Source organism: Yersinia alsatica (assembly GCF_025133195.1).
GTDB classification, from domain to species: Bacteria; Pseudomonadota; Gammaproteobacteria; order Enterobacterales; family Enterobacteriaceae; genus Yersinia; species Yersinia alsatica.
Map to the genome: position 1 here is coordinate 502,781 of NZ_CP104006.1, position 13,950 is coordinate 516,730.

Here is a 13,950-nt window from a genome sequence, read left to right on the forward strand (position 1 = left end):
GCTTATATCCATTTGGGGGGCCTTGGCCCCCCAAATTGTCTGGAGAATCCAAATGGCAAAAGAATTCAGCCGTTCTCAGCGCGTTTCACAGGAAATGCAAAAAGAGATCGCTCTCATCCTACAGCGTGAAATCAAAGACCCTCGTGTTGGCATGGCTACCGTGTCTGGCATCGAACTGTCCCGCGATTTGGCGTACGCTAAAGTCTTTGTGACCTTCCTGAATGTGTTAACCGATAACGCTGATCCGGATACGGTTAAAAATGGCATTAAAGCACTGCAAGATGCTTCCGGCTATATCCGTACTCTGCTGGGTAAAGCGATGCGTTTGCGTATCGTGCCAGAATTGACCTTTGCTTATGATAACTCTCTGATTGAAGGGATGCGGATGTCTAACCTGGTGACTAACGTCATCAAAAATGATGTAGAACGTCAGGTTAATCCAGGTAGCGACGAGGAGAAGTAATGGGTCGTCCACGTCGTCGCGGCCGTGACATTAACGGCGTTCTGTTATTGGATAAGCCGCTGGGCCTCTCCTCTAATGACGTTTTGCAAAAAGTAAAACGTCTCTTTAGTGCTAACCGTGCAGGTCATACCGGTGCGCTTGACCCACTGGCAACCGGTATGCTGCCTATTTGCCTGGGTGAAGCAACCAAGTTTTCCCAATTTTTGCTCGATTCAGATAAACGCTATCGGGTTGTTGCTCGTTTAGGGCAGCGCACTGATACTTCGGATGCCGAAGGCGCGTTAATCAGCGAGCGGGAAGTCAAAGTGACTCAGGCGCAGATGGATGCCGCTCTGGACAGCTTCCGTGGCGATAGCCAGCAAGTGCCGTCCATGTATTCTGCACTGAAGCATCAGGGTAAGCCGTTGTATGAATATGCCCGTCAGGGGATTGAAGTAGAACGTGAAGCTCGCAGTATTACGGTTTACGAATTGCAGTTTATCCGCTGGGAAGGCAACGACCTTGAGCTGGAAATTCATTGCTCTAAAGGAACTTACATTCGCACAATCATTGATGATCTGGGCGAATTGTTAGGTTGCGGTGCTCATGTGAGTTATCTGCGTCGATTGCAAGTGGCCACTTACCCCAGTGATCGCATGGTAACTTTAGAGCAATTGACGGCCATGGTTGAAACCGCACAGGCAGAAGGGCGTTCACCTAATCCTGAGCTAGATTTGCTGTTATTGCCGATGGACAGCGCAGTCTCAAACTTCCCTGAAGTCAATCTGTTACCCGCGGTTGCTGCGTATGTTAAGCAAGGGCAACCGGTGCATGTATCAGGTGCTCCTGGTGAAGGTATGGTGCGCATCACTGAAGGCGAAGAGCATAATTTCATTGGTATTGGCACCATTGCAGAAGATGGCCGTGTCGCTCCGAAGCGTTTGGTTGTGGAATACGCGGAGTAAGCCCAAGCGGCCTTTCTTGCGATCCCGCAGTTCAAAGAGTAGAATAGTGCGGCTTACATATTGGGTTGCTGAATTAGAGATCGGCGCCTGTCTTAATTTATCTATATATTTGGAGTTGTATCATGTCTCTAAGTGTTGAAGCGAAAGCTAAAATCGTTGCTGACTTCGGTCGCGGTGCCAATGACACCGGTTCAAGCGAAGTTCAGGTTGCTCTGTTGACTGCTCAAATTAACCATTTGCAAGGTCACTTCTCCGAGCACAAAAAAGATCACCACAGTCGTCGTGGTCTGCTGCGTATGGTATCCACGCGTCGTAAGCTGCTGGACTACTTGAAGCGTGAAGATGTAGCGCGTTATGCTTCCCTGATCGAGCGTCTGGGTCTGCGTCGCTAAGTCTGCGAGTTTCGGGAGAAAGGGGCCAAATTGGCCCCTTTTTTCTAAGAGCAATGATAAAATACGCTAGTATATTATTGTTGTTGTTTTATATTTTTATAAAATAGGATCTTCCGGTGCAGAGGTTCGCGCGGCTAATGAGAGACTTTAACTCAATCAGAGTTAAGGATTGTCATTAGTCGCGAGGATGCAGTGTGAAGGTATTAGTAACAGGTGGATGAGATCGTCAATACGATCCGGCACCGCATATAGTATAAGGATACTACTTTGCTGACTCCGATTATTCGTAAATTCCAGTACGGCCAACATACCGTCACTATTGAAACTGGCATGATGGCTCGCCAGGCAACTGCTGCTGTAATGGTAAGCATGGATGACACCGCAGTATTCGTTACTGTTGTTGGCCAAAAGAAAGCTAAACCAGGCCAGAGCTTCTTCCCTCTGACTGTTAACTATCAGGAGCGTACTTACGCTGCTGGCCGTATCCCAGGCAGCTTCTTCCGTCGTGAAGGCCGCCCAAGTGAAGGCGAAACACTGACTTCACGTCTGATTGACCGCCCGATTCGTCCACTGTTCCCAGACAGCTTCCTGAACGAAGTTCAGGTTATTGCGACCGTTGTTTCTGTTAACCCACAAGTTAACCCAGACATCGTGGCACTGATTGGTGCATCAGCTGCGCTGAGCCTGTCAGGCATTCCATTCAACGGCCCTATCGGTGCTGCTCGCGTTGGTTTCATCAACGACCAGTACGTACTGAACCCAACCACTGACGAGCTGAAAGAAAGCCGTCTGGACTTGGTTGTTGCCGGTACTGCTGCTGCGGTATTGATGGTTGAATCTGAAGCAGACATCTTGTCCGAAGATCAAATGTTGGGCGCGGTTGTCTTCGGCCACGAACAACAGCAAGTTGTGATTGAAAACATCAATGCACTGGTTGCCGAAGCAGGTAAACCTAAGTGGGATTGGCAGCCAGAAGTTGTTAACGAAGAGCTGCATGCGCGTGTTGCTGTATTGGCTGCAACTCGTCTGGGTGATGCCTATCGCATTACTGAGAAACAAGAGCGTTACGAACAAGTCAATGCTATCAAAGCTGACGTCACTGACACACTTTTGGCGCAAGACGATACTTTAGATGCTGCGGAAATTCAGGATATCCTGGGCAGCGTTGAGAAAGATGTTGTTCGTAGCCGTGTATTACGTGGCGAACCACGTATCGATGGTCGCGAAAAAGACATGATCCGTGGCCTGGATGTGCGTACTGGTGTCTTGCCTCGTACCCATGGTTCTGCGTTGTTCACCCGTGGTGAAACTCAGGCATTGGTTACCGCAACACTGGGTACGGCTCGTGATGCGCAAAATATTGATGAGCTGATGGGTGAGCGTACTGACTCATTCCTGCTACACTATAATTTCCCTCCATATTCTGTTGGTGAAACAGGTATGGTTGGTTCACCGAAGCGTCGTGAGATTGGCCATGGCCGTCTGGCGAAACGCGGTGTGATGGCAGTGATGCCAAGCCCGAGCGAATTCCCTTACACTGTACGTGTGGTTTCTGAAATCACCGAGTCTAACGGTTCTTCCTCAATGGCTTCTGTCTGTGGCGCTTCTCTGGCCCTGATGGATGCAGGTGTGCCAATTAAAGCCGCTGTTGCAGGTATCGCAATGGGTCTGGTTAAAGATGAAGAAAACTTTGTGGTTCTGTCTGACATTCTGGGTGACGAAGATCACTTGGGCGACATGGACTTTAAAGTGGCCGGTAGCCGTGACGGTATCACCGCACTGCAAATGGACATTAAAATTGAAGGTATCACCCGCGAAATCATGCAGGTGGCTCTGAACCAGGCTAAGGGTGCGCGTCTGCACATTCTGGGTGTTATGGAACAGGCTATCAGCACACCTCGTGGCGATATCTCTGAGTTTGCTCCACGTATCTACACCATGAAAATCAATCCTGAGAAAATCAAGGATGTGATCGGTAAAGGTGGTTCTGTGATTCGTGCACTGACTGATGAAACTGGCACCACGATTGAAATCGAAGATGATGGTACCATTAAGATTGCAGCAACAGACGGCGATAAAGCGAAACACGCTATCCGTCGTATTGAAGAAATTACTGCTGAAATCGAAGTGGGCCGTATCTATGCGGGTAAAGTTACTCGTATCGTTGATTTCGGTGCATTTGTTGCTATCGGCGGCGGTAAAGAAGGTCTGGTTCACATTTCCCAAATCGCTGATAAGCGCGTAGAGAAAGTGACTGACTATCTGCAAATGGGCCAAGAAGTGCCAGTGAAAGTAATGGAAGTTGATCGTCAGGGCCGTATCCGCCTGAGCATCAAAGAAGCCACTACTCCTGACGCAGAAGCACCGGCACCAGAAGCAGCAGAGTAATTTAGTATTCCACAGCTCCTTACTCATTAGTGGGGAGCTGTGTTATCTCGAGGGCAGGATGCTCTTGTGTTAAACAAATGGATGAAAGGATATTTATCCAATGTTTGTCTTCGGGAGTAGGAAATGAAGCCTTTCTTGCGCTGGTGTTACGTTGTGACAGCACTCATGCTGGCAGGATGCAGCAACCATGATTGGCGTAAAGACGAGGTATTGGCAATCCCGTTGCAACCTACGTTGCAGCAGGAAGTGATTCTGGCTCGCATGGAACAAATCCTTGCAAGTCGGGCACTTACGGATGATGAGCGCGCACAGCTTTTATATGAGCGCGGAGTGCTGTATGATAGCCTCGGGCTACGGGCACTAGCGCGAAATGATTTTTCGCAAGCGTTAGCTATTCGTCCTGATATGCCAGAAGTTTTCAACTATCTGGGCATTTATTTAACGCAGGCAGGCAATTTTGATGCTGCCTATGAAGCGTTTGATTCTGTACTAGAGCTTGATCCAACTTACAATTACGCGCGTTTAAATCGGGGTATCGCTCTGTATTATGGCGGTCGACTCCCGTTGGCGCAGGATGATCTGCAGGCGTTTTATCAAGACGATCCAAATGATCCCTTCCGTTCGTTATGGCTGTATCTGGTGGAAAGAGAAATCGATCCCAAGGCAGCTGCAGTAGCGTTACAACAGCGCTATGAAAAATCGGACAGAGGGCAATGGGGATGGAATATTGTCGAATTCTACTTGGGCACGATCAGCGAAAAAACGCTGATGGAAAGGCTCAAGGCAGATGCAACGGATAACACTTCGCTCGCTGAGCATCTCAGTGAAACTGACTTCTATTTAGGTAAACATTACCTAAGTCTGGGGGACAAGGACACCGCTTCGGCGCTGTTCAAACTGACGGTAGCTAACAACGTTCATAACTTTGTTGAGCACCGCTATGCATTGTTGGAATTGGCGCTTTTGGGCCAAGAACAAGACGACCTATCGGAATCGGACCAGCAATAGCTGACGAACAACTATTAGCCTGATATACCTTGGTTTTTTACCAATGTTTATCACCTTAACGGGTGATGGCCTTTTTGTTCGTTTTATAATCTAATTTGAGCCGGTTCACACTTTTCAATGAAAATGACTGAAAATTTTCTCGACGAGTTATGTAGACTGGCTGCCATTATTAATGAGGCACGTGTACATGACTACTGAGCTTGAAACCTCTTTTGCTGATTTGGGGCTGTCTGCTCCTATTCTTTCCGCCCTTACTGCTTTGGGTTACGAAAAACCATCTCCAATTCAATTGGAATGTATTCCACACCTGTTGAACGGTCGCGATGTTCTTGGTATGGCGCAAACCGGTAGTGGTAAAACTGCTGCTTTCGGGCTTCCGCTGTTGCACAACATTGACCCAGAACTGAAAGCGCCACAGGTGCTGGTACTGGCTCCAACCCGTGAGTTGGCGATTCAGGTTGCTGAAGCATTAACTAGCTTCTCTAAAGATATTAAAGGCGTTAACGTTGTGGCCCTGTACGGCGGCCAACGTTATGACGTTCAATTACGCGCTTTGCGCCAGGGGCCACAAGTTGTTGTTGGCACCCCAGGTCGTCTGTTAGACCACCTGAAACGCGGTACCCTTAATCTGTCCAACCTGAAAGGTTTAGTGCTGGACGAAGCAGATGAAATGCTGCGCATGGGCTTTATCGAAGACGTCGAAAATATTTTGGCTCAGATCCCAGCTGAACATCAGACTGCGCTGTTCTCTGCGACTATGCCTGAAGCGATTCGCCGTATTACCCGTCGCTTTATGAAAGAGCCACAGGAAGTACGTATTCAGTCTAGCGTGACGACTCGCCCTGACATTAGCCAAGTTTATTGGAAAGTGGGCGGTGGCTATCGTAAAAACGAAGCACTGGTTCGTTTCCTTGAAGCTGAAGATTTTGATGCGGCGATCATTTTCGTCCGTACTAAAAACGCCACTCTGGAAGTTGCAGAAGCCCTTGAGCGTAGCGGTTATAGCAGCGCTGCACTGAACGGCGACATGAACCAGGCCCTGCGTGAGCAGACTCTGGAACGTCTGAAAGATGGTCGTTTGGATATCCTGATTGCAACTGACGTTGCTGCACGTGGCTTGGACGTTGAGCGCATCAGTCTGGTTGTAAACTATGATATCCCTATGGATTCAGAGTCTTACGTTCACCGTATCGGCCGTACCGGTCGTGCAGGTCGTGCTGGCCGTGCGTTACTGTTCGTTGAGAACCGTGAACGTCGTCTGTTGCAGAACATTGAACGTACCATGAAACTGACTATCCCTGAAGTTGAGCTGCCAAATGCACAACTGCTGAGCGAGCGTCGTTTAGCTAAGTTTGCTGCTAAAGTTAGCCAACAGCTGGAAAGTAGTGACTTGGATATGTACCGTGCATTGCTGGCTAAATTGCAACCAGAAGAAGAGTTTGATATCGAAACTCTGGCTGCTGCACTGCTGAAAATGGCACAGGGCGAACGTCCGCTGATCTTGCCACCAGAAGCTCCACGTCGTCCACAGCGCGAATTCAATTCTCGCGATGATCGTGGTAGCGATCGTGGCCGTGACCGTGATCGTGGTGACAGCCGTCGTGACAGCCGCCCTGACAGCCGTGATGGTGGCGAGCGCCCAGCACGTCGTGAACGTCGTGATGTTGGCGAAATGGAACTGTACCGCATTGAAGTGGGCCGTGATGATGGTGTTGAAGTTCGTCATATCGTTGGCGCTATCGCTAACGAAGGTGATATCAGCAGCCGTTATATCGGTAACATCAAGCTGTTTGCTTCCCACTCAACTATCGAGCTGCCAAAAGGCATGCCGGGTGAAATGTTATCTCACTTCACCCGTACCCGTATCCTGAACAAGCCGCTGAACATGCAGCTGTTGGGTGATGCACAGCCACATGAGCGCCGTGAGCGTCCAGCTGGCGGTAACGGTGGTGAGCGTCGTGGCGGTGGCCGTTCATTCGGTGGCGAACGTCGTGATGGTGCCGGTGCTCCTCCTCGTCGTTCATTCGGCAGCGATCGTGCTCCAGCCGCTGGTGGCGAGCGTCGTCCACCACGTGATGCTCAACGTTCATCTGCACCACGTCGTGATGATGCCGCAGCACCTGCTGCTCCAGCACCAGCGCGTCGTCGTTTCGGTGATGCATAAGTCTTAGTCATCTCTGATGATTAAACATAAAAACCAGCCTTCGGGCTGGTTTTTTTATGTCTGAGACATCCAATTCAACAACAGATTACAGGCGTTCAGCTGATTGCAAATCTGGTTGCAAACTGGCGACAATCTCAAATGAATGCAAGCGAGCTTGATGGTCAAAAATCTGGCCATTTACCATCAGTTCATCAGCCTGGGTTTCTCGCAATAATGACTGAAGGCCGTGCCGGACTTTGCTTTTGTCACCAATGATGGATAGGCGCAGCGCCTGATCAACACCAAACTGTTCGGCTGGCGAACAGATGGTCTCCATATCTTCAACTGGTGGTGGTAGCTGGCCCGGTGTCCCACGGCGCAGGTTAACAAACTGCTGCTGCATCGAGGTGAATAGGAAGCGGGCGTCACGTTCGCTGTCTGCGGCCACAACATTCACGCAGACAATGGCATAAGGCTTGGACAACTGGGCTGATGGCTTGAAGTTTTCCCGGTACAATTTCAGCGCCTGGAACAACATGTCTGGAGCAAAATGCGAAGCAAAAGCAAAGGGCAGGCCCATGGCTGCAGCCAGTTGCGCGCTATACAGGCTAGATCCCAGTAACCATAGTGGAACATGCAAACCTTGGCCGGGGACAGCTTGCACCGCTTGTCCGGGTTGCACTTCTGCAAAGTAAGCTTGCAGTTCACGAACATCTGATGGGAAGTTATCTACCTCGCCGGATAGATGGCGACGCAAAGCCATCATCGTGCGCTGATCACTGCCGGGAGCCCGGCCAAGGCCGAGGTCGATGCGATCAGGATAGAGCGAGGCGAGGGTACCAAACTGTTCGGCAATGACCAATGGCGAATGGTTAGGCAGCATAACTCCACCGGACCCCACTCGAATGGTGCTGGTGCCACCGGCAATATAGCCAATCAGTACTGACGTCGCGGCACTGGCAATGCCGGTCATATTATGATGTTCAGCCAGCCAGTAGCGGTGATATCCCCACTTTTCAGCATGTTGAGCCAGATCCAGCGAGGCATGAAATGCATCTCGCGGAGTTTTACCCTCGGCTATGGGGGATAAATCGAGTACAGAAAGCGGTACAGGCTTGTTATTAGCCACAGATACATTGTTATCAGTCATAGAATCGTCCATCTTAATCTCATGTCGAGTCGCTTGAAGGGCGAACACATTAATTTACAAACATATTTTTGAAGCTATATTGGGTTATAACCGCATTTATTCGCGTACAAAAAATGACATAAAATGCAAAGCTATTACCTATAGCAGCATAATATAAATAGTGAGTGCCGAAGGGGTAATAAATGCGGCGATTAAAGGACTATTAAACCTATGAAGAAAAAAACGTTATTTACCCTGCTGTTAGTGGTCGTGGTGATCTCCATGGCGGTGCTATTCCGGGCCCATAACCAAAACCTGTTATTGCAGGGCGAAGTGGATGCACCGGAAGTTATTGTGTCGTCAAAAGCCAAAGGCCGGGTGATTGAACGCCATGTGGAACGTGGTGATGACGTTAAAGCCGGGCAATTACTGATCACGTTAGAAAGCCCGGAACTGATGGCCCAATTAGCTGGGTTGGAAGCGGCTCGTGATCAAGCGCAAGCGCAGTTGGATGAATCGCTGCATGGCACACGGGAAGAGAGCATCCGCAATTTAAGGGCCAGTTTGGCACAGGCGCAGGCGGAGTATGAGAATGCGCTCCATACTTATAACCGCAATAATAGTGTGGCGGCTAAAGGGTTTATTTCTGCCTCTGAATTGGAAGATTCACGCCGCGCCAAAGATACTGCCTATCAGCAGGTTCAGGCCGCTAAGGCTAATTTGGATGAAGGTTTGCATGGCGACCGCGTTGAGTTACGCGATAAATACGCTGCTGCTGTTCGTCAGGCCGAAGAAGATTTAGCGCAATTGAAAGCACAAACCGACGATTTACAGGTGCGTGCCCCGGTCGCCGGTGAAGTTGGCTCGATTCCGGCGGAAGTTGGTGAATTGCTCAATGCCTCCAGCCCGTTACTCACATTAATTCGCCTGCCGCAGGCTTATTTTGTCTTTAACTTGCGTGAAGATATTCTGGCTGATGTACGTAAAGGGGATAAAATTTCACTGCGCGTACCGGCACTGAAAGATAAAGAAATTATGGCGGAAGTGCGCTATATCGCCCCGTTGGGGGACTATGCCACCAAACGCGCAACCCGTGCCACTGGCGATTTTGATCTGAAAACCTTTGAAGTTCGCCTCTATCCTGCGGAACCTGTTGAGGGTCTGCGACCAGGAATGAGCGCGCTCTGGCAGTGGAAAGAGTAAGTGGCAAAGATCAGAGGCAGAGTCATCGACAGAATACAGGCTGGCTGGCGCTGTTTTAGTCGCTATTTTGGTCAGGAAACCCGTTCGGCATTTCGCAGCCCGGTGTTTCACTGGCTCAGTTGGTGCTTCCCACTGTTGCTGTTTATCTTAATCAGTAGCAATTTTTCTGAAGGGACTTTGCTGGATTTACCGGTTTCAGTGGTCGATAACGACCATTCGCCGCTATCCAGATCATTGATTCGCAAGCTGGATGCTGGTTCTCACGCGCATGTCGTGACCTATGAGGGCGGATTAAATGAAGCCCTGCGCCGTCTGCGTAGCGCACAAGATTATGCCTTACTTTATATTCCAACTGATTTTGAAGCTGATGCTCTGGCAGGCCGTCAGCCCAGTATCGTGCTGTATTACAATGCACTATTCTATGGGGCTGGTTTATATTCCACGCAGGACTTCAGTGGTTTGATAACCGAAGCCAATACCACTTTCCGCACTATTATTGCTGGCGAAATGGGGGAAACCTTACCGCCGCTGGCCAATGTGACGCTCTCTTATGGCAGTTTGTTCAATGCCAGTGGCAGTTATATCTATTATCAGCAGTTTGCCGCCACTATCCATTTATTGCAGCTATTCGTGATCACCTGGATGATTTATGTTTTGGCTCGCAGTAAAGCATTATTGACCGCCAAACCTTTCAGCTTGGCGCTGCTGGGCAAATTGGCACCTTATACTCTGTTTTTTACCACGTTATTGATGGTAGAGATTGCGATGCTGGTGGGGTTCTTTGGGGCTAGAGTCAGTGGCAATCCGCTATTTATGCCCCTGATTGGCTTCTTTTATGTCATGGCTGCCCAGAGCATTGGGGTGTTGCTCTTCACTTTTACCAGTAGCGCAATTACCGCCTACAGCTTGATTGGGATTATCGTCAGTATCGCGTTAACCTTTTCTGGTATGGCGGTGCCTGAGCTGTCGATGCCATTACCCGCTCGTATTATTTCCAATATTGAACCACTGACCCATGCGCTCTATGCCATGTTTGATGTGTTTCTGCGCCAGGTACCGGCCAGTGCTATTTTCAGCGTCTGTGCCATTTTGCTGGTTTACCCGCTGGTCATTTCTCTGCTGGTACGTAATCGCCTGCTGATCCGGCTGCAAAAGCAGGAGACTATCTGATGAACAGTGGCTTAAAGAGCTATTGGCAGACATTCAGCCGGGTGTTGATGGGGATGTTGGAAAAGCCTATGTGGCTGATGCTGTTGGTATCACTGTGCGTGATGAGTATGGTATATGCCAATCGTACGGTGTGGGATCTGCCGGTGGCGGTAGTGGATCAAGACCATAGCACCGCCAGCCGCCAGTTGATTCGCCAGTTAGATGCCACCTCGAAAATTTCCATCAAAACTTATGACAATTTGCCGGATGCTCAGCGGGATCTGGCGTGGCGGAAATTATTTGCAGTGATCATTATGCCGACGGATCTGGAGAAAAAGATCCTCAATGGCGAAAGTATTGTGATCCCGGTTTATGGCGATGCCACTAACCGCCTGGCTAACGGGCAGATCCAGCAGGATGTGGTCGCCGCTTATCAACAATTATTGAATGAATATAACAGCGGTTTGTTATTACGCAGTGGCTTTACTCCCGGTCAGGCGGAAGTGCTGTTAACCCCGATTCGCGGGCAGATTCTGGCGGTGTTTAACCCCGGAATCAGCTTTGCCGCCATCATTTTCCCCGGCCTGTTGGTCATGTTGTTGCAACACTCATTATTGATTGCCTGTGTGCGCGTCAGTATCGCCATGAAGAGTGCACCGTCGGGGAAACCGTCGATTCCCGTTTATCTGGGCGGGCTTTCTGCACTGCTCCCTATCTGGTTATTTTTATCGATTGTGTTGTTTGTGCTGTGGCCGTGGCTATTGGGCTATCGCCAGACAGCATCAATTCCCGAGGTGCTGCTGTTGACCTTCCCATTCTTGCTGGCGGTGCTGGGGTTGGGCAAGCTGGTGACTGAGTGTCTGCGCAGTGTTGAAATGATCTATCTGACACTTTCATTTGTCACCATGCCGATTTTTTACATCTCTGGCACGATTTGGCCGCTACAGGCGATGCCGGGGTGGGTGCGGGCTATCTCTTCCATGCTCCCCTCAACTTGGGCGACTAAAGCTATTGCTGGAGTCAATCAGATGGGGCTGTCCCTGCGAGATGTGGTGGGCGATATGCTGATTTTATTATTGTTAGGCGCAATTTATACCTTGATCGGGATTAGCGTGGGAGTATTACGTAACCGTGTGGAGTTGCGGGCATTGCTGCGGCGGAAATCGGTGGTCAAATAATTAAAAACCGGGCGAGATACTGCGCCCGGTAACGTGCTAGGAAACTAACTCTAATCCGGCAAGCCGTCGCCAGTAGCCGTTGCAATCTGCTTTATCCGCCAGAGTCAGCGGGTTCAATCCCAACTCATTCGCCCGGAATTGGTCAATCACTGCCAGCGTCTCGATGCTTTGCGGTGAAAGACGAACAATATCTACTAAGCCTTGCATGGAAATCAGAGAGTTACCGAGGTTATAGCAGTAGCCACTTTGGGTCTGAATGCCATTAAGAATGAAGACTTGCTGGTCTTCTTGCGAGAGCACCGGCCGCCCTTGCGGATACTTAATGCAGCAGGTTTCACATTCATCTTTGGCCCGATCTTCTGAACGCGCAGTAAAACAGCGGGCAGAATAAGCTAGCGGGAGATGGCCATAGCCCATCACTTCCACCTCAAACTGATTGCGGAAACCCAACTCTTCACACTGTTGCAGCACATTCGCCAGCCAGTCGCGGGAGAGTTCAACCGGCATACACCAACGCATCATGCCCTGACGGTGTAAAATGCGCAGGGTATAGGCGTTGTAGCAATTCAGGGCATGACCCGCGACAAACGGCAAACCGCGCTCCGCAGCCATATTCACTGCACCCAAATCGTTAGCTTCCAGCAAGAATTCGCCATTTTCCACATAGCGCTTGAGCTCATTTAACTCTGATGGTGCTTGCAGCAGCGCCAAGGTGGAAATCACCACTTGCTTACCGCTGGCGGCAACTTCTTTGGCGAGAGCCAGCCAATCACCAACCTTCATTTCGCGGCGTTTAGTACAAACATTCTCACCAAGATAAATAATATCGGCGCTGCTGTCGGCTGCGGCCTGATAAAAAGCTTCAATATCGGTTTTTGGCCAGTAATAGAGTACTGCGCCTAAGGCGTACTTCATGTTTCCTCCGGCTACTGCCACTTACGATGATAAGCGCCCAGGGTGGTTTGGGTGCCTTCGGACATTGCGCCCAGTTGTTCCATCCATTCCGCTTTGGCGGAAAATTGCGCTGGATTAGCCAGATAGCGGTCAATCGCCTGCCGCCAGACTTTAGCAACTTGACTGACATAAGCGGGGCTGCGCTGGCGTCCTTCAATTTTCACCGAGGCAATATTGGCGGCAAATAATTCAGGCAACAGCTCTAAGGTGTTTAAGCTGGTTGGCTCCTCCAGTGCGTGATAGCGCTGACCATCCACTAGATAGCGGCCTTTGCACAGTGTCGGATATCCGGCGTTTTCGTTATCTTCATAACGGTCGATTAATACTTCATTGAGGCGGGATTCCATCCCTTGCGGGGTTTGCTGCCAGCGTACAAAGCGCGCCGGTGAACAAGCACCCACGGTATTGGGTGATTCACCGGTCAAATAGGATGAAAGATAACAGCGGCCTTCGGCCATAATGCATAAGCTACCAAAAGCAAAAACTTCCAATGGAACCGGGCTGGTACGCGAAAGTTGCTTTACCTGATGCATCGAGAGCACGCGCGGTAAAACTACCCGAGCTACATCAAAGTGGCGCTGATAGAAGCGGATGGCTTCATCGTTGGTGGCCGAGGCTTGTACCGAAACATGGCGCTCAACTTCAGGGTAACGCTCGGCGGCATATTCCAGCATGGCCAAATCAGCCAAAATCAGAGCATCAGCACCCAGTTGCGCCGCCATATCTACCGCCCGTTGCCAACGGGAATAGCCGTCAGGGTGAGCAAAAGTATTAATGGCAATATGTAATTTACGCTTGCGACTGTGAACGTAATTTACCGCTTCCTGTAGCTTTTTATCAGTGAAATTAAGCCCGGCAAAATGGCGAGCATTGGTATCATCTTTCAAGCCGATATAAACCGCGTCGGCACCATTATCGATTGCGGCCTTTAATGCGGGTAAATTGCCGGCAGGACAAAGCAGCTCCATAGAATTTTCCTGAATGAGTCAGTAGCCACCT

At 49.9% G+C, this 13,950-nt stretch carries 13 protein-coding genes; 10 read left to right on the top strand and 3 right to left on the bottom strand.

Annotation, left to right across the window (positions count from 1 at the left end; translation table 11 throughout):
* The first annotated feature begins 52 nt into the window (after positions 1–52).
* From rbfA to N0H69_RS02330, 7 genes are all read left to right on the top strand, one after another.
* Complete coding sequence (rbfA, locus tag N0H69_RS02305; RefSeq protein ID WP_005175393.1) at positions 53–463, top strand: 30S ribosome-binding factor RbfA; 411 nt, start codon at positions 53–55, stop codon at positions 461–463.
* A complete protein-coding gene (truB, locus tag N0H69_RS02310) occupies positions 463–1,407 on the top strand; it encodes a tRNA pseudouridine(55) synthase TruB (protein ID WP_050121733.1) in 945 nt (314 codons plus the stop codon). Before rbfA ends, truB begins: the two co-directional genes overlap by 1 nt.
* Positions 1,408–1,529: 122 nt before the next feature.
* A complete protein-coding gene (gene rpsO / locus N0H69_RS02315) occupies positions 1,530–1,799 on the top strand; it encodes a 30S ribosomal protein S15 (protein ID WP_004707062.1) in 270 nt (89 codons plus the stop codon).
* 267 nt (positions 1,800–2,066) lie between these two features.
* Positions 2,067–4,187, top strand: coding sequence for a polyribonucleotide nucleotidyltransferase (gene pnp / locus N0H69_RS02320; protein ID WP_050110311.1), 2,121 nt, complete (start codon positions 2,067–2,069; stop codon positions 4,185–4,187).
* A gap of 123 nt (positions 4,188–4,310) precedes the next feature.
* Complete coding sequence (gene nlpI, locus N0H69_RS02325) at positions 4,311–5,195, top strand: lipoprotein NlpI (RefSeq protein ID WP_004707064.1); 885 nt, start codon at positions 4,311–4,313, stop codon at positions 5,193–5,195.
* A gap of 123 nt (positions 5,196–5,318) precedes the next feature.
* Positions 5,319–5,393 (top strand): protein YrbN, encoded by a 75-nt coding sequence (gene yrbN / locus N0H69_RS22230; RefSeq protein WP_223499600.1) that lies wholly within the window; start codon positions 5,319–5,321, stop codon positions 5,391–5,393.
* Positions 5,383–7,359 (top strand): DEAD/DEAH family ATP-dependent RNA helicase, encoded by a 1,977-nt coding sequence (locus tag N0H69_RS02330; protein ID WP_050146957.1) that lies wholly within the window; start codon positions 5,383–5,385, stop codon positions 7,357–7,359. The genes yrbN and N0H69_RS02330 overlap by 11 nt, the downstream gene beginning before the upstream one ends.
* Positions 7,360–7,444: 85 nt before the next feature.
* Here the strand turns inward: N0H69_RS02330 and N0H69_RS02335 are convergent, their stop codons facing one another.
* A complete protein-coding gene (locus tag N0H69_RS02335; protein ID WP_375541930.1) occupies positions 7,445–8,488 on the bottom strand; it encodes a luciferase-like monooxygenase in 1,044 nt (347 codons plus the stop codon).
* 210 nt (positions 8,489–8,698) lie between these two features.
* Between N0H69_RS02335 and N0H69_RS02340 the strand changes: the two genes are divergently transcribed.
* The 3 genes from N0H69_RS02340 to N0H69_RS02350 are packed head-to-tail and all read left to right on the top strand — an operon-like array spanning position 8,699 to position 11,997.
* Positions 8,699–9,670, top strand: coding sequence for an HlyD family secretion protein (locus tag N0H69_RS02340; RefSeq protein ID WP_050152062.1), 972 nt, complete (start codon positions 8,699–8,701; stop codon positions 9,668–9,670).
* Positions 9,671–9,694: 24 nt separating this feature from the next.
* Entirely contained in the window at positions 9,695–10,840 is a 1,146-nt protein-coding gene (locus tag N0H69_RS02345) for an ABC transporter permease (RefSeq protein ID WP_050121836.1), read from the top strand.
* Positions 10,840–11,997 carry an ABC transporter permease gene (locus tag N0H69_RS02350; protein WP_050152063.1) on the top strand — a complete coding sequence of 386 codons (1,158 nt, stop codon included), beginning with the start codon at positions 10,840–10,842 and terminating at the stop codon, positions 11,995–11,997. Before N0H69_RS02345 ends, N0H69_RS02350 begins: the two co-directional genes overlap by 1 nt.
* A gap of 36 nt (positions 11,998–12,033) precedes the next feature.
* Here N0H69_RS02350 and N0H69_RS02355 read toward each other — a convergent pair whose 3' ends face one another.
* Both N0H69_RS02355 and ubiU read right to left on the bottom strand, forming a co-directional pair.
* A complete protein-coding gene (locus N0H69_RS02355; RefSeq protein WP_050121730.1) occupies positions 12,034–12,912 on the bottom strand; it encodes a U32 family peptidase in 879 nt (292 codons plus the stop codon).
* A gap of 11 nt (positions 12,913–12,923) precedes the next feature.
* Positions 12,924–13,919 carry a ubiquinone anaerobic biosynthesis protein UbiU gene (gene ubiU / locus N0H69_RS02360; RefSeq protein WP_050110304.1) on the bottom strand — a complete coding sequence of 332 codons (996 nt, stop codon included), beginning with the start codon at positions 13,917–13,919 and terminating at the stop codon, positions 12,924–12,926.
* Between the last annotated feature and the right edge of the window lie 31 nt (positions 13,920–13,950).